The following is a 14,742-nucleotide window of genomic DNA, read 5'->3' on the forward strand; positions in this document are numbered from 1 at the left end:
CGTCTATTCAACAGATACTCCTTGGTGAATAGCCTAGTATGGAATGGAAACCAAGCGCAAACCAAGGAGTGAAATCATGCATCCTTCGCACGACTACAACCAGCTTGTCCAAGATTTGCAGAAAGCGACTCAAGGGGAGTATGAGGCAATTGAATTTTACAAGGCATTGTCCCGATTGGCACCACCCGACCACATACGGTACATTGAACAAATCGGCAGGGATGAGAGAAGCGAACATATTGTTAATTTCACCAAATACTATCGCCAACTGACCCATAGGGAACCCGTTTTACGGCCCGTGACAACACTTCCCACTGACTATGTGGCAGGAGTAAAAAAAGCAATAGACGACGAACAGGAAGCCGCCGACTTTTATCAGAAAGTGTACCTGCGTTCCCGGGATCCTTATGTGCGGGGACTATTTTTCGAAGCGATGACAGACGAAATGAGACATGCGACCAGACTCGCCTTTTTGTACAGCAACTACTTTCTGGAGCAGGGGAAGATTTGACACGGTTGTCCATCGCTGGACATGGATCTCTGAATGTTTCACCATCTTTCTTTTTCCATATCAGATTGGTTTGTCGTGAAGGAATCGGCACATAACAAAAAAGCAGGCTTCCCGTCGGCGAGGGAAACCTGCTTGTGATGAACATGGAATGGCCCTAGCGGCCCCATTTCACAAGGGGGTCGTTAGGTCTGCTGTTCCGCTGAAGACATTGCCGGACGATGGGCAGGGTCCGCAGCCGGGAGCGGCTCGGCCGCGGCCGCCGCCTGCTGCGCCGCGGGCTGCGGCACGGCCGGGGCCTCCGGTTTGGTCGGCTGCATGAAGTCGGCGATCATTTTGTTCATGTCCAGACCGGAGACGTCCTTCAGCATTTCCGGAAGCTGGGCCATCAGCCTGGTCACGCTGCCGCTCAGCCGGTTGACGCCGTCGCCCTGCCCGCCGCCGGTGTCGATGATGGTCACCTTGTCGATCGCTTTCATCGGCTCGGCCACCTTCTCGGCCAGCTCAGGCAGCATCTTGGCGATGATGTCCAGCACGGCCGCCTGCCCGAACTTTTCGAACGCTTCGGCCAGCTTCTCCTTCCCCTCCGCCTCCGCTTCCAGCTTCAGGCGGGTCACCTCAGCCTCGGCGCTGCCTCGCGCCTTTTCCGCCTCGGCGATGGCCAGGCCTTCCAGCCGCTTCTGTTCGGCCAGCGCTTTCGCTTCCGCCTCGATGCGGTACTTCAGCGCGTCGGCTTCGCGGATTTTCTTCGCCTTTTCCGCTTCCGCCGCCTGTTCCACGGCATAGCGGTCGGCGTCCGCCTTTTTCTTCACTTCGGCGTCGTACTGCCGCTCGCGGCGCAGGATTTCCTTTTCCTCCAGCTCGATTTCCTTCTGCTTACGGACGAGGTCGATTTTCATCTCCTCTTCCGTCACCTTTTGCTTCGCGACGGCTTCCTGCAGCTTGTAGGCCTGGTCGGCGACGGCTTTCGCCTTGTCCTGCTCCTGCTTGAAGGAGGCGATTTTCAGTTCCTTGTCCTTCTCCGCCTCGGCGATGTTGGTCTCTTTCAGCAGTTCCGCCTTGCGCGCCTCTTCTTCCGCCTGAGCCTGGCGGATGCGCGCTTCCTTGTCCGCTTCCGCCTGGGAAATCGTGGCGTCCCGCTTGACGGCCGCAATCTGCGGAATCCCCAGCGCCGCCAGGTAGCCGTTTTTGTCGCGTACGTCCTTGATCGTGAAGCTGACCACGGAGAGACCCATCTTTTTCAGGTCCTTGGCGGCGACGGCCTGCACCTCCTGGGCAAAGCGCTCCCGGTTTTTGTAGATCTCCTCCACGGTCATGCTGCCGAGGATGGCGCGCAGGTAGCCTTCCAGCACTTCCTGGGCCTCCGCTTTCAGCGCGTCGTCCGACTTGCCCATGAACTGCTCCGCGGCTGTGGCGATGTCCTCGATCGACCCGCCCACCTTGATGATGGCGACACCGTCCGCCATCACCGGAACGCCCTGCTCCGTGTACACTTCCGGCGTGGAGACGTCCAGCTTGTGGGACAGCAGGCTGAGGAAGTTGGCCTGTTGGAAAATCGGCAGGATGAAGGCGCCGCCGCCCCGGACGATTTTCATCTTGCGGCCGGACTCGTCGCTGAGCACGTTTTTGGTGCCCAAAAAGCTGCCGGTCACGATCATCGCCTCATCGGCGCCCACCGTCTTGTACCGGGCCCAAAAAGCGATGCCCAGCACCACGAAGACGCTGACGACGACGGCGACGGTGACGAGAATGGTCGGTTCGTTCATAGCATGCTCTCCTTTTCTTCATAATGGGGGAACGGTGTGACATGCAGAACGTGGTCGCGCACCTCTACCACCACGACCCGCGTCCCTTCCCGGATCGGTTCGCCATCGACGCTGGCGGCCATGTGGTGGGTGGTGCCGGCCACCATGGCAATCAGCACTTCTCCCAGACCGCCCGATGGGATCGACGTCCACACTTCGCCGATCTGGCCGACGAGCTGCTGCATCGAGTACCCGGTCGAGTTTTCCGCCTTCGCCATCGGCTCCACCCAGACAAAGTACGCCAGAACCGCCAGCGCCGCTCCGCCCGCAGCGGCCAAGCCCAGCACCGTCCACGCGGAAAAGGAGGTCAGACGGGACAGGAGCAAACCCGCGGCGCCAAAAGCGGTGATCCCGCTGACCAGGAGGACGGGCTGCAGCACCGGCAGATGGACCTGTTCCAGCCAGTCGGAGACGGCCCCGCCCCACAAAAGCGTCATCAACGTATAGACAAGGCCAAACGCCATGCAGATGAGGTAGACGGTATCCATCACGCCCATGTTTGTCACCCCTTTCCATTCCTGTCATCCTTTTCATACGTATGGGTAGGCCAAATGTTTCGATTTTTCGGCAATATTTTCATCGAAAGTGGGACTTGCGTTTCATGCTGTTCAGACAAAAAAAGCAGACGTCCCCGCCGCTTCGGACGGCAGGAACGTCTGTCAGGTTCCGGTCTCGGCGCTTTGATCACCCATCACGGACAGGGGACCGCCATACGGACCCCGTCCTCTTCCGGCCGGGCTCCGCCTTTTTGATCGCCTCCGCCAGCCTGCGAATCCCCTCCTCCAGCGCCTCGCTGCTCTCCCATGAATACGTCAGCCGCATCCAGCCCGGCTCCGCTCCAAACACCTCTCCCGGCGTCATCACCACCCCCGCCCGGATCGCCGCCTCCAGCAGGTCCCGCCCGTCAACGGGCGTGTTCAGCCTGCACCAGATGTGGCAGCTTCCCGCCGGCACGTTCCACGATGCCTCCTTCCGCAGGTGCGTGTCCAGTGCCGCCAGCATCCGGTCCCGCTGGGCGGTGAGAAACGGGCGCAGCCGCTCCATCTGTCTCTCCCACAGCCCTCCTTCCAGGGCCAGCCGGGCCAACTGCTGCGAAACCGAGCTGGTGCCGTAGTCCATCTGCTGTTTGGCGTCGGCTAGCCGTTCGATGACCGCACGCGGCCCTGCCAGCCAGCCGATCCGCAGACCGGACGCGATCGTCTTGGACAAACTGCCGACGTACAGGACGGAGTCGCCGGTGTCCAGCGCCTTCAGCGGCAGCGGCGGACGCTTGGCCCCGTCCAGGGCGAGCGCTCCGTACGCGTCGTCCTCCACCACCGGAATCCGCAGTTCCCGGCAGACGGCCAGAAGCTGACGGCGGCGCGATTCGCTCAGCACGGTGCCGGTGGGATTGTGAAACGTCGGGTTGAGAAACACCATGCGAATCCGGTGTTTTTTGTACAGCGTCCGCATCTCGTCTGGGATCACTCCATCCGCGTCCATCGGGAGCCGGTAGAGGCGCAGCCCCGCCGACGCGAACAAGGGCAGCGAGTACGTGTACGAGGGTCCCTCCATGGCGACGGCATCGCCCGGGGCGAGCAGGCAGAGCGAAATGAGATGGAGCGCCTGCTGCGCGCCCGAGGTGATCAGGATCTCTTCGGGCGAGACGGCAATCCCGTAATGGGTGCGCAGGTGGGCGGACACGGCTTCGCGCAGATGCGGTTCCCCTTTGGGATGGACGTACCCCAACTCGATGGCATCCAGCTTTCCGCCGGGCAAACGCTCGAACCCCAGTGTTGGGAGCATCGCCGTCGCCAGGTCCGCCTTGGCCAAATTGATGATGGCCGGATTCCACCCGGCTTCGCGGATTCGCCTGACGATCGGCAGCGCCGGCAAAAACGCCCCGCCGGTGGTGTACTGGTGCCAGTTGGGCACTTTTTGCACGCCCCACAGGTGTCTGCTGACCCATGTGCCGCTCCCCTGCAGGGACTGGATCAGTCCGGCGGCGCGCAGCTCCTCGTAGGCAGCCGAAACGGTGCCCCGGTTGACGCCGTACTGGCGGGCCAGCGTCCGCTCCGGCGGCAGCGGGGCCCCCGGCGGCAGCGCACCGCTGACAATCTCATGTTCCAGATGCGCAGCGATCTGTTTGTAGACCGGCTGCTCCGCATGCTTGTCCGGCTTCCATTCCACGTCGCTTTCCCTCCCGATCCATCGTTTCCTCCCTTGTTCGACAAATTGGCTGATCCCCCCTGCTGCCAATTGGCTCAAGACTTTTCGCACAGCCTGCCCTACCATGGAGGATGCAACCACATGCTGTGAAAAAAGGATGGGATCATCATGGGAGTTCAAGCCCGAAGCCGGATCAGCCAGCCATCGGGAGCGTCGCATAAAACCGCGGACCGGCGGGAGGAACGGGTCGGCCTCGTCTGGGGTCTGCTCGGCGTCTTCAGCTTCAGCCTGACGCTTCCGGCCACCAAGGCGGCCCTGACCGCCCTGTCTCCGCTCACGGTCGGGCTGGGGCGGGCGCTGGTCGCCGCCGTGCTGGCCGGTTTGGTGCTGCTGCTGAAACGAGAGCGGGTGCCAACCTGGCGGCAAACCAGGCAGCTCTTGATCGTCGCCGCGGGAGTGGTCGGCGGCTTTCCGTTTTTAACCGCCTGGGCGATGGAACGAGTGCCGGCCACCCACGGCGCGATCGTGCTGGCCCTGCTGCCGCTGGCGACAGCGGGAGCGGCCGCGTTTTTCGCCGGGGAGCGTCCTTCCCGGCGGTACTGGATCTCCAGCGCCGCCGCCTGTCTGGCGATCCTGGCGTACGCAGCCGGCACCGGACTGGGCGGCCTGCAGCAGGCCGATCTGGCGCTGCTCGGCGCCGTGCTGGCCGCCGCCGTTGGATACGCCGTGGGCGGACAGCTGGCCCGCACGATGGGCGGCTGGCAGGTGATCAGTTGGGCGCTGGTCTTTTCCTTTCCACTCCTCGTCGTCCCCATGGCCGGCCCGCTCGTCTCCGAACTGCGGAACGCTTCCTGGAGCGCGTGGCTGGGTTTTGGCTACGTCAGCGTGGTCAGCCAGTATCTCGGCTTCTTCGCCTGGTATCACGGCCTGGCCGTAGGGGGCGTGGCCCGTGTCGGCCAGACGCAGTACCTGCAGCCGTTTTTCACTCTCGCCGCTTCTGCCCTGCTTTTAGGCGAATCCATCACGCTGGGGGCGGTCGCCGCTGCCGTCATCGTCGTGGCCGCCGTAGCCCAAGGACGCCGTGCCGCCGTCATTCGCATCGAGCGGTCATGACGGAAACAATCCGGCTGTGCCCTGTCCCTGGCTAAACGGAGCCGGACTGCTTTCCCGAGTGATGTCATAAGCGGCAACACACAACGCTGACAGCGGATACCAACGCGCTGATCAGAAGCAGTTGACAACCCCGGTTCTGGCAGTGCATCTTTCCAAAGCAAAAAATCCGGATCTGCCCGCTTCCTTCGGCAGATCCGGATTGCGTTACCGGCTGTCTGAACTTTTTTGTCCCAATCCCTTTATGGACTGGACCGCCGCTGAATCCAGCTTCTTTAGAAGGGCGACGAGGAGCTTTACCGCATGGTCCAAATCATCCCGGTGGACGACGGAGACATGGCTGTGAATGTAGCGGGCCGGCACGCCGATCACCATGGAGGGGATGCCGTTGTAAGCGGTGTGGATCTTTCCGGCGTCGGTGCCGCCGCCCGGCATCACGTCGATCTGAAAGGGGATGCCGTGTTCCCGTGCCGTCTCGATGACGAAGTTTCTGAGCTTGATGTGGGGAATCATCGTTCGATCCAAAAATCCCAAAAGCGGCCCTTTACCCAATCGGGTCTGCCCATCCTTTTGGGTCATGCCCGGCGTGTCCCCGGCCACTCCGACATCCAGCGCAAACGCGATGTCCGGCGAAATCTTGTGCGCCAGCGTCTCGGCACCGCGAAGTCCCACTTCCTCCTGAACGGTGGCGCCGGCGTATACGGTATTGGACAGGTCTTCCCGTTGAATCCGCTCCATCACTTTCAGCGCGAGGTAACAGCCTGCCCGGTTGTCCCACGCTTTCGCCAGCAAAAACTTGGGGTTGGGGAGGACTTCAAACGGACACACGGGAACCGCCGGGTCGCCCACCTGGACGCCGAACCGCTCCGCTTCCTCCCGGCTGGACGCTCCGATGTCGATGAACATATTGTCGATCTCCAGCACGTTCTTTCGCTCTTCCAGGGAAAGGACATGAGGCGCTTTGGAGCCAACCACCCCGGTCAGGTCTCCTGCACCGGTCAGCACTTTCACCCGTTGGGCCAGCATCACGTGTCCCCACCAGCCGCCGAGCGGCAGAAACCGCAAAAATCCGTCTTCGGTGATGTGGGTAATCAGAAACGCCACTTCGTCAAGATGCGCCGCCAACAGGATTTTCGGTCCCGATTCCCCTTTTTTCCCGACGATGCTGCCCAGGTTGTCGGCGATCAGCTCCGTTTGCAGATCGGCCAGGTGTTTTCGCATCACCTCGTGGATGCGCACCTCAAATCCGGGCGGCCCGGCCGTCTCCGTCAGTTCCTTCATCAGCAGCAAATCCTTCTCCAGAACCCATCCCTCCTTTTGGTAACCCGATCGTTAGCCTTCCCCAATTGGTCAGCCGCCATGATCCCCGGCACGTGGTTCCCCCCTATTTTCACCCGGTCGTGCGGAGGTTCATTCGGGTCCAGCCGCTTTTTCCGACAAAAAAACCCTTCCCGGTTCCGGAAGGGCTCAGGCCAAGCGGCAGTAATAGGATTGGTTCAGGCGGATCGCAAGCGCCTGGACGGCATCGCGATCCACCTCGTCCGGCAGGGGAGAACGCTCGTAAGCAGCGGTCATTTCCACAAACAGCGTTTCGGCGCAGGCGAGCACGTCCGCAAGCGGCCACTCGCCCCGCTTGATCGCCGCCAGCTCGCTGGCCCGGGGGCGGTGCACCTGCAGCGCTCCCGTTTCCAACAGCTCCCGTCCCATCTGCAAGAGCCGGATCAGATGGTGAGCGTCTTTGGCGTCGTAGGGCTCTCCTTTTCTCGCCAGCTTGCGGATGCTGCCGATGGCGTACCCGCCGTAGGAGCGGTAGAGGCGTTTGGACAAAAACAGGTCCCGGTGGGCCCGCAGCTCTTCGCCCCGCTCATCGGCGTACAGGACGTGGGCAGGCTCCACATGGAGCATTTCCAGGATCGTGGGGTTTCCCTTCACCGCCAGTTTGAGGTACTTGTTCAGGGCGTACACGACCGTGTCCGGTACGTCCAGGATCGTCTGCTCGTACGTCTCCAGGCCGAATACGGCTTCCACCGGGGCGAAGGCGATCCCACGCAGGTCCACGTCGCTCTCGTTCGTCTCCGTTCCGTAGCTGCGGCTGCCCCCGTACGCCAGGTAGCAGAGACGGTCCCGCAGGTCGGGCGCCTGCCGCAAAACGGCCTCCAGCATCGATTCGTTCATTGTCTGTCACCGCTCCTCTGCCGCCATGTTCGCCACCGGTTCATTCCTGTTGGGAACGGCTGCCGATGTAGCCGGGGATGTACCCCGTTTCCGTCAGCGCTTGGATCACCTGCTCGCGCCGCAGCGGGTTGTACAGCGGACACGTGCAAAACTCCTCCACCGGCACCCACCCGGCCCAGTCAATCTCTTCGTCGTCCAGTCCGCCGGGGATGGGCGCCGTCTCCTCCCCGACCAACCGGGCCAGGACGCCGATGCCGATCGTGTGCTTGCCGTCACCGGCGGTGTCGATCCGTTCATCCACCCAGAGCATCCGCTCAAACTCCACCAAAAGGCCGGTCTCTTCCCATACCTCGCGCCGCACCGCCTCTGGAATGGTTTCCAGAAACTCCACGCTGCCGCCGGGCAGGCTGTAACAGGGCTGTCCGCCGCTTTTTTCCCTGATCAACAAAATCGCGCCCTGGTGTTCCACCACTACGGTGACCCTCATACGAATCGCTTTCATTCCGCTCGCTCCCTTTTCATATGACAGGGGGACGCGTCACATCCAGAGAATTGACTCCGGTCTCCGCAAAGCGTTTCTCCAGTGCGTCGAGTCCTTCGTTCTTTACAAAAGCGGCCTCCGATTCGGAGATGGCGTGCAGCATCATCATCCGAACCACGTCGCTTCCGTCGGTAAAGAGGTCGAAGCCGTCCGCTTCAAAATAGGGGGAAGTGGCCAGCGCCCAACGCAGGCAGGAGCCCTCGGCAATGGGTTCCCGGAGCAAAAAGACATCCCCGTCCCCAAGCCGCCTTCCCAGTTCGCGCCACAGCCGGGCCACCTGTCCGGCCACGTGCCCGAGGTGGGTGACCATCGCAGGGTTGAACCGGTACGAATAGAACACGCACTCCGTTCCTCCCGTTTGATGCAGCTCCAGCGTCGCGTAGGTCCACCAGCCCCGTTTGCGCGTGGCCGGATAGACGGCGATCAGCACGTCCGCCTCTTCGGATTGATACAGTTCTCCCCGGCTGCCAAACGCATGGTTGAAATGGTGAAGCAGTTGGGTTACTACATTCATATGTATGTCTCCATTCACAGTTATGTCTGCATCCCCGCGGTCCGGGTTTTTTCCCTATCTGTAGTATATAGAAAGAAAAGCGGCTTTTGCCATGCCGTGCGGGGAGAAAATCGCCCAATCGCCCCTCCCATTGTCGATTTCAACCATCAGGCGGCAACCCTCCATCAAACAAGAAACCCCATACCAGCAGTCTATCTGCTCGTTTGGGGCAATCTGCCTGTATCGGATGGATTCAGTTGGCATCCAGGCGGATGATCCGGCTGCATGCTTCCGCCACCACATCATCATGCGTCACGATGATGATGGTCTTCCCTTCCTGGTGGAGTCCCTGCAGGATGGCCAGGATTTCGTTTCGGTTGTCCGCATCCAGCGAGCCGGTCGGTTCATCTGCCAGGATGAGCTCGCAAGGTTTCAAGAGGATTCTCGCAATGGCAACCCGCTGCTGCTCTCCCCCGGAGAGCTCATGGATGTTCTGCTTGAGCGAAATACCCGACCCGTTCCAAGGCAGATTGTTTCATCTCCTGCTTTTCTTTTCGATTGAGTTTCGCATAGATCAGCGGAATCTCTAGATTGTCGTCCACCGTGGCGTGATCGATGAGCGCAAAGTTTTGGAACAGATAGGAAATGGCATTCCGGCGAAGCCGGTTGGCTCTGCCTGATCCGACCGGCGGGTTTTTCTCGCTGTACACCTGGACGATGCCGCTGTCCGGCTTTTCCAGCAGTCCCAGCATGTTGAGGATCGTCGATTTGCCCGAACCGCTTTTCCCTGTAATGGCCACCATCTCCCCCTTTGGATCGCCAGGCTTAGATTGTCGATCACGAGGCGGCGGCCATAGCTTTTGCTGACATTGATCAATTCGCAGATATTCGGCATCCGATTCAACTCCCTCCTTTGAGAACCCGCACCTTGTTCTTCTGCTCCACCATCATCAAGGCGATTACAGAAAGAACCCCCTCCACGACAAACAGGATGGCAGCCGTGATCATCAGCTTGGGATCCATGCCTCGATTCGCAATCACACTCGCCCCGAACTGAACGAGCCATGTCAGTATGAACAACAGCGCATAACCCTGATAGGTCTTGAAAAACCCGGTGCCGAACAACCTTCGCACAATCAACAACTTCTGGTTTTGGTGAAAGAACAGGAGTAAATTTTGAACGACCAGCAGAACCAACCCCGCCGCCAATCCCAGCATGGCAAGCACGTTCTCCTTGATGCTGCTCTCATGCTGGTAAATCTCTTGCAGGATGTATTCGTCGACCGTAATCAAGAGGCTGTCCCTGCCGACAGCCTCATTTCCTGTTTGCGAATAAAAAAACAGACAACCGTTGCATCATGGTTGTCCGTGCACAAATCATTCCCCCATGATCACTTGCCCAGCATTCGGCTGGAAACCGGTTCCCATCTGCATGCTCCCAAACAGATGGAAAACGATGCTTTCTCCCTGCAGGAGAGGTACGTTCACATGGAAGGGGACAAAAAAAGGGGGCAAAGCCCACTGTCTGGGCTCCACCCCCTTGCTACATCTAGGATTATCCGATGGAACCTTCCATCTCGAACTTGATCAGGCGGTTCATTTCTACCGCGTACTCCATCGGCAGTTCCTTGGTAAACGGCTCGATGAAGCCCATGACGATCATCTCGGTCGCTTCCGCTTCGGACAGACCGCGGCTCATCAGGTAGAAGAGCTGGTCTTCGGACACCTTGGAGACCGTCGCCTCGTGCTCCAGCGTGATGTTGTCGTTCATGATCTCGTTGTACGGGATCGTGTCGGACGTGGACAGTTTATCCAGAATCAGCGTGTCGCACTTGATGTTGGACTTGGAGCCTTCCGACTTGCGGCCAAACTGGGCCAGACCGCGGTAGGTCACTTTGCCGCCGTCGCGGGAGATGGACTTGGAAATGATCGTGGACGTGCAGTCCGGCGCCAGGTGAACCATTTTCGCCCCCGCGTCCTGATGCTGTCCTTTGCCCGCCACCGCGATGGAGAGAACAGTCCCTTTGGCGCGCGGTCCTTTCATGATCACGGCCGGGTATTTCATCGTCAGCTTGGAGCCGATGTTGCCGTCGATCCACTCCATCGTCGCGTCCGCGTAAGCGACGGCGCGCTTGGTCACGAGGTTGTAGACGTTGTTGGACCAGTTCTGGATGGTTGTGTAACGGCAGCGGCCGCGCTCCTTCACGATGATTTCCACCACGGCGGAGTGCAGCGAGTCGGTGCTGTAAATCGGGGCGGTACAGCCTTCGACGTAGTGCACGAAGGCGTCCTCATCCACGATGATCAGCGTGCGCTCAAACTGCCCCATGTTCTCCGAGTTGATGCGGAAGTACGCCTGCAGCGGGGTTTCCACCTTCACGCCCTTCGGCACGTAGATGAAGGAGCCGCCGGACCATACCGCCGAGTTGAGCGCCGCGAACTTGTTGTCCGCCGGCGGAATGACGGTGGCAAAGTACTCCTTCACGATGTCCGGGTAGAGCTTCACCGCGGAGTCCATGTCGCAGAAGAGCACGCCCAGCTTTTCCAGGTCTTCCTGCATGTTGTGGTAGACGACCTCGGATTCGTACTGGGCGGAGACGCCGGCGAGGAACTTCTGCTCCGCTTCCGGAATGCCCAGCTTGTCAAAGGTCGCCTTGATTTCCTCCGGCACTTCGTCCCAGCTGCGTCCGGTCTTTTCGGACGGCTTGACGTAGTACGTGATGTCGTCGAAGTTGAGGTCGTCCAGGTTGCCGCCCCACTTCGGCATCGGCATTTTCAAAAAGATGTCCAGCGCTTTCAGACGGAATTCGAGCATCCACTCCGGTTCGCCCTTGATGCGGGAGATTTCCTCCACGATCTCGCGGGTCAAGCCCTTTTTCGTACGGAAGACGGAGACGTCCTTGTCGTGAAAGCCGTACTGGTATTCCTGCAATTCAGGGGCTTTCTTAGCCATCCTTACTCACTCCTTTTTGTTGACATGGCGGCTTGACAGCCTGACGAACTTACGACTCCCCGGCCTGTCTGATCCCCTGCTCCAGCGCCTTCCAGGCCAGCGTAGCGCACTTGATTCGCGCCGGAAACTTGGCTACGCCGGACAGCGCCTCGATGTCGCCCAGGTCGATCGAATCGTCGATCTCCTTGCCCTGCATCATGTCGGAGAAGATCTGCGCCAGCTTGAGCGCTTCTTCCGCCGACTTGCCCTTGACCGCCTCCGTCATCATCGAGGCGGACGACATGCTGATCGAGCAGCCTTCGCCGAGAAACCTGGCATCGACCACCTTGCCCTCCTCCACCTTCAGGGAGAGCGAGATGCTGTCGCCACAGGTCGGGTTGTTCAGGTTGACAACAAGTCCTTCCGATTCATCCAGCTTGCCGCGGTTGCGCGGCTTCTGGTAGTGGTCCATGATCACGCGGCGGTACAGATCATCAAGAGAAGACATTGCCAAAGTACTCCTTCGCCTTTTTCAACCCCGCCACCAGCGCATCCACTTCTTCTTCCGTGTTGTACAGGTAGAAGCTCGCCCGGGCGGTAGCCGTGACGTTCAGCCAGCGCATCAGCGGCTGGGCGCAGTGATGGCCCGCGCGAATGGCGATGCCGTGGCTGTCCAGCACCGTCGCCAGATCGTGTGGATGGACCTCGGCCAGGTTGAATGTGATTAAGCTGCTGCGGTTTTCCGCCGGGCCGTAAATGGTCAGCCCTTCGATTTCCCGCATCTGCTCCATAGCATATGCCACCAGTTTTTTCTCATGCCGTTCAATGTTGTCGAGTCCGATTTCCTGCAAAAAGTCGATGGCCGCTCCCAATCCGATGGCGCCGGCAATGATCGGCGTTCCGCCCTCGAACTTCCAGGGAAGCTCTTTCCAGGTGGAATCGAAGTGCTCCACGAAGTCGATCATCTCGCCGCCGAATTCGACCGGCTCCATCCGCTCCAGGACCTCGCGCTTGCCGTACAGCACGCCGACGCCGGTCGGACCGCACATCTTGTGGCTGGAAAACGCGTAGAAGTCGCAGTCCAGCTCCTGCACGTCGATCTTTTTGTGGGGAGCCCCCTGGGCGCCGTCGACGAACAGCAGCGCGCCGTGGCGGTGGGCAATCTCGGCGATCTCCTTCACCGGCGTGGTGTCGCCGAGCACGTTGGAGACGTGGTGGATGGCGACCAGTTTGGTGTTGGCCGTAATCGCCTGCTTCACCGCCTCCAGCGTCACCGTGCCGTCTTCCGCCAGCGGAATGAACTTGAAGGTGGCGCCGGTCGCCTTGGCCGCCTGCTGCCAGGGGATGAAGTTGCTGTGGTGCTCCACCAGGGTGGTCACGATCTCGTCGCCCGGCTTGAGAAACGCACGGGCGAATCCGTAGGCCACCATGTTGACGGCCGTGGTCGTGCCCCGGGTAAAGACGACTTCCGCCGCCTCGCGGGCGTTGATGAAGGCGCGGACCTTCTCACGCGCGCCTTCGTATCCGTCTGTCGCCCTGCTGCCCAGGGTGTGCACGCCGCGGTGCACGTTGGAGTTGTACTCCTTGTAGTACTTGTCGACCGCTTCGATCACCTGGATCGGCTTTTGCGAGGTAGCCGCGTTGTCCAGGTAGACGAGCGGGTGGCCGTTTACCTCTTGGTGCAGGATGGGAAAGTATTGACGAAGCTCTTTGGCGTTCATCAGCCCAACTTCCTTTCGAGCGCCTGGCGCAGCCGGTTCTTCACTTCATCGATCGGAATCTCAGCGACAACCGGTTCCAGGAAGCCGAGGATAATCAAACGCTCCGCTTCCTGGCGGTCGATCCCGCGGGACATCAGGTAATAGATGCTTTCCTCGCTCACCCGACCCACCGACGCGGCGTGACCCGCTTTCACGTCGTCCTCGTCGATCAGGAGAATCGGGTTGGCGTCGCCGCGCGCTTTTTCGCTGAGCATGAGGATGTTTTCCGCCTGCTCGCCGTTTGCCTTTTCGGCGCCTTTTTCAATTTTGGTGATGCCGTTCAAAATGGTCGTCGCTTCACCCGTCATTACCGCCTTGCTGACCATGTCGGACTCGGAATGCGTGCCGATGTGCTGCACCTGGGAGGTCAGGTTTTGGCGCTGATCGCCGGTTCCCACGGAGACGGTCTTGGTCTCGGCGGAGGAAGCGGTGCCCTTGAGGATCGTCGTGTTGTTGGCCACGGTGTTGCCGTCGTTCATCTCGCCCAGGATCCACTCCATCTTGCCGTCGCGGTCAACGGTGGCGCGGCGGAACGTGTAGTCGTGGACGTCCTTGGAGAGGGAACGAACGGATGCCACCTGCACGGACGCGCCCGGGCCGACGTACACTTCCACGATGCTGTTGGCCACCATGTTGCGGCCTTCGCCGGAGACGTAGGTATCCACGTAGGTCACCTTGCTGTTCGCTTCCGCCACGATCAGCACGTGCGGGCAGAGCAGCGCGTTGTCGCCCGCCACTTCAAATACGGCCTGCAGCGGCACGTCCAGCTCCACGTTTTTCGGGACGTAGAGGAAGACCCCGCCGTTGACCACGGCCGTGTGTAGCGCGGTCAGCTTGTGCTCGTCGTACGCCACGACGTTCAGCAGGTATTTTTGCACCAGATCGCCGTGCTCGCGCAGCGCGGTCGCCAGGTCGGTAAAGATGACACCCTTGCTCTTCAGCTCGTCCGCTGCCGCGTGAAACACCGCGGAGGCGTTTTTCTGCACGATCAGGCTTTTTACCGCATTCGCGTCGATCTGCGCTTTCACCACGTCGTCCAGTTCGGTTGCGGCGGATACGCTGGCGCTGGTCTGAAACGGCTCAAACTGATCGATGTTCCATTTGTCGATTTTGGTTTTCTCCAAAGCGGGCAGTGGCAGTTCGCCCGCCGCCTTCAAGCCGGCCAGACGCTTTTCCAGGAACCAGGCAGGCTCCCGGTTGGCCTTGGAGAACTCGGTGATCGCTTCACGGTCGAAGCGGAGCTGTACATCCACACTCATCTCACTGCTGC

General features: G+C 60.4%; 14 protein-coding genes and 1 pseudogene. 2 read left to right on the plus strand and 13 right to left on the minus strand.

Annotated elements, in window-relative coordinates; all coding sequences use genetic code 11:
* Window positions 1–76: 76 nt before the first annotated feature.
* Window positions 77–511, plus strand: a complete 435-nt coding sequence (locus FOI68_RS09610) for a ferritin-like domain-containing protein (RefSeq protein ID WP_185973916.1) — start codon at window positions 77–79, stop codon at window positions 509–511.
* Between the two features lie 182 nt (window positions 512–693).
* On the opposite strand, the gene FOI68_RS09615 is transcribed toward FOI68_RS09610, so the two are convergent.
* The 3 genes from FOI68_RS09615 to FOI68_RS09625 all read right to left on the minus strand — a co-directional run bounded on the left by FOI68_RS09615 (window position 694) and on the right by FOI68_RS09625 (window position 4,482).
* The gene (locus FOI68_RS09615; protein WP_304488787.1) at window positions 694–2,274 is read right to left on the minus strand and encodes a flotillin lipid rafts scaffold protein FloT; all 1,581 of its coding nucleotides are present in this window, start codon (window positions 2,272–2,274) and stop codon (window positions 694–696) included.
* The gene (locus tag FOI68_RS09620; protein ID WP_044897151.1) at window positions 2,271–2,810 is read right to left on the minus strand and encodes an NfeD family membrane protein; all 540 of its coding nucleotides are present in this window, start codon (window positions 2,808–2,810) and stop codon (window positions 2,271–2,273) included. Before FOI68_RS09620 ends, FOI68_RS09615 begins: the two co-directional genes overlap by 4 nt.
* A 187-nt stretch (window positions 2,811–2,997) precedes the next feature.
* On the minus strand, window positions 2,998–4,482 hold the full coding sequence (locus tag FOI68_RS09625; protein WP_044897152.1) for an aminotransferase-like domain-containing protein: 1,485 nt from the start codon (window positions 4,480–4,482) through the stop codon (window positions 2,998–3,000).
* 147 nt (window positions 4,483–4,629) lie between these two features.
* Between FOI68_RS09625 and FOI68_RS09630 the strand changes: the two genes are divergently transcribed.
* On the plus strand, window positions 4,630–5,574 hold the full coding sequence (locus FOI68_RS09630; protein WP_143862982.1) for a DMT family transporter: 945 nt from the start codon (window positions 4,630–4,632) through the stop codon (window positions 5,572–5,574).
* A gap of 204 nt (window positions 5,575–5,778) precedes the next feature.
* On the opposite strand, the gene FOI68_RS09635 is transcribed toward FOI68_RS09630, so the two are convergent.
* The 10 genes and pseudogenes from FOI68_RS09635 to sufD form a co-directional block, all read right to left on the minus strand.
* Window positions 5,779–6,852, minus strand: a complete 1,074-nt coding sequence (locus FOI68_RS09635) for a M42 family metallopeptidase (RefSeq protein ID WP_143862983.1) — start codon at window positions 6,850–6,852, stop codon at window positions 5,779–5,781.
* A 186-nt stretch (window positions 6,853–7,038) separates the two neighbouring features.
* Window positions 7,039–7,746: a nucleotidyltransferase domain-containing protein gene (locus FOI68_RS09640; RefSeq protein WP_143862984.1), complete on the minus strand. Its 708-nt coding sequence runs from the start codon at window positions 7,744–7,746 to the stop codon at window positions 7,039–7,041.
* A 40-nt stretch (window positions 7,747–7,786) separates the two neighbouring features.
* A complete protein-coding gene (locus FOI68_RS09645; protein ID WP_029098338.1) occupies window positions 7,787–8,248 on the minus strand; it encodes an NUDIX domain-containing protein in 462 nt (153 codons plus the stop codon).
* 16 nt (window positions 8,249–8,264) lie between these two features.
* Window positions 8,265–8,801 (minus strand): suppressor of fused domain protein, encoded by a 537-nt coding sequence (locus tag FOI68_RS09650; protein WP_044897157.1) that lies wholly within the window; start codon window positions 8,799–8,801, stop codon window positions 8,265–8,267.
* A 232-nt stretch (window positions 8,802–9,033) separates the two neighbouring features.
* A pseudogene (locus FOI68_RS09655) lies at window positions 9,034–9,675 on the minus strand (ABC transporter ATP-binding protein).
* A 5-nt stretch (window positions 9,676–9,680) separates the two neighbouring features.
* On the minus strand, window positions 9,681–10,073 hold the full coding sequence (locus tag FOI68_RS09660; RefSeq protein WP_035299500.1) for a DUF1430 domain-containing protein: 393 nt from the start codon (window positions 10,071–10,073) through the stop codon (window positions 9,681–9,683).
* Window positions 10,074–10,335: 262 nt separating this feature from the next.
* Window positions 10,336–11,733 carry a Fe-S cluster assembly protein SufB gene (gene sufB, locus FOI68_RS09665; RefSeq protein WP_029098334.1) on the minus strand — a complete coding sequence of 466 codons (1,398 nt, stop codon included), beginning with the start codon at window positions 11,731–11,733 and terminating at the stop codon, window positions 10,336–10,338.
* Between the two features lie 49 nt (window positions 11,734–11,782).
* Entirely contained in the window at window positions 11,783–12,220 is a 438-nt protein-coding gene (gene sufU / locus FOI68_RS09670; protein ID WP_065067220.1) for a Fe-S cluster assembly sulfur transfer protein SufU, read from the minus strand.
* The gene (locus FOI68_RS09675) at window positions 12,207–13,433 is read right to left on the minus strand and encodes a cysteine desulfurase (protein WP_029098332.1); all 1,227 of its coding nucleotides are present in this window, start codon (window positions 13,431–13,433) and stop codon (window positions 12,207–12,209) included. Before FOI68_RS09675 ends, sufU begins: the two co-directional genes overlap by 14 nt.
* Entirely contained in the window at window positions 13,433–14,731 is a 1,299-nt protein-coding gene (sufD, locus tag FOI68_RS09680) for a Fe-S cluster assembly protein SufD (protein ID WP_029098331.1), read from the minus strand. Before sufD ends, FOI68_RS09675 begins: the two co-directional genes overlap by 1 nt.
* Window positions 14,732–14,742: the final 11 nt, after the last annotated feature.

The sequence above is a fragment of the Brevibacillus sp. LEMMJ03 genome (assembly GCF_007197875.1).
Taxonomy (GTDB): Bacteria; Bacillota; Bacilli; order Brevibacillales; family Brevibacillaceae; genus Brevibacillus; species Brevibacillus thermoruber.

What these genes read in the sequence shown, in the direction of transcription:
- FOI68_RS09640 (WP_143862984.1), bottom strand. Translation starts at nt 7,746, where the DNA reads ATGAACGAATCGATGCTGGAGGCCGTTTTGCGGCAGGCGCCCGACCTG.
- sufD (WP_029098331.1), bottom strand. Translation starts at nt 14,731, where the DNA reads ATGAGTGTGGATGTACAGCTCCGCTTCGACCGTGAAGCGATCACCGAG.
- sufU (WP_065067220.1), bottom strand. Translation starts at nt 12,220, where the DNA reads ATGTCTTCTCTTGATGATCTGTACCGCCGCGTGATCATGGACCACTAC.
- sufB (WP_029098334.1), bottom strand. Translation starts at nt 11,733, where the DNA reads ATGGCTAAGAAAGCCCCTGAATTGCAGGAATACCAGTACGGCTTTCAC.
- FOI68_RS09635 (WP_143862983.1), bottom strand. Translation starts at nt 6,852, where the DNA reads ATGAAGGAACTGACGGAGACGGCCGGGCCGCCCGGATTTGAGGTGCGC.
- FOI68_RS09615 (WP_304488787.1), bottom strand. Translation starts at nt 2,274, where the DNA reads ATGAACGAACCGACCATTCTCGTCACCGTCGCCGTCGTCGTCAGCGTC.
- FOI68_RS09675 (WP_029098332.1), bottom strand. Translation starts at nt 13,433, where the DNA reads ATGAACGCCAAAGAGCTTCGTCAATACTTTCCCATCCTGCACCAAGAG.
- FOI68_RS09620 (WP_044897151.1), bottom strand. Translation starts at nt 2,810, where the DNA reads ATGGGCGTGATGGATACCGTCTACCTCATCTGCATGGCGTTTGGCCTT.
- FOI68_RS09650 (WP_044897157.1), bottom strand. Translation starts at nt 8,801, where the DNA reads ATGAATGTAGTAACCCAACTGCTTCACCATTTCAACCATGCGTTTGGC.
- FOI68_RS09610 (WP_185973916.1), top strand. Translation starts at nt 77, where the DNA reads ATGCATCCTTCGCACGACTACAACCAGCTTGTCCAAGATTTGCAGAAA.
- FOI68_RS09645 (WP_029098338.1), bottom strand. Translation starts at nt 8,248, where the DNA reads ATGAAAGCGATTCGTATGAGGGTCACCGTAGTGGTGGAACACCAGGGC.
- FOI68_RS09630 (WP_143862982.1), top strand. Translation starts at nt 4,630, where the DNA reads ATGGGAGTTCAAGCCCGAAGCCGGATCAGCCAGCCATCGGGAGCGTCG.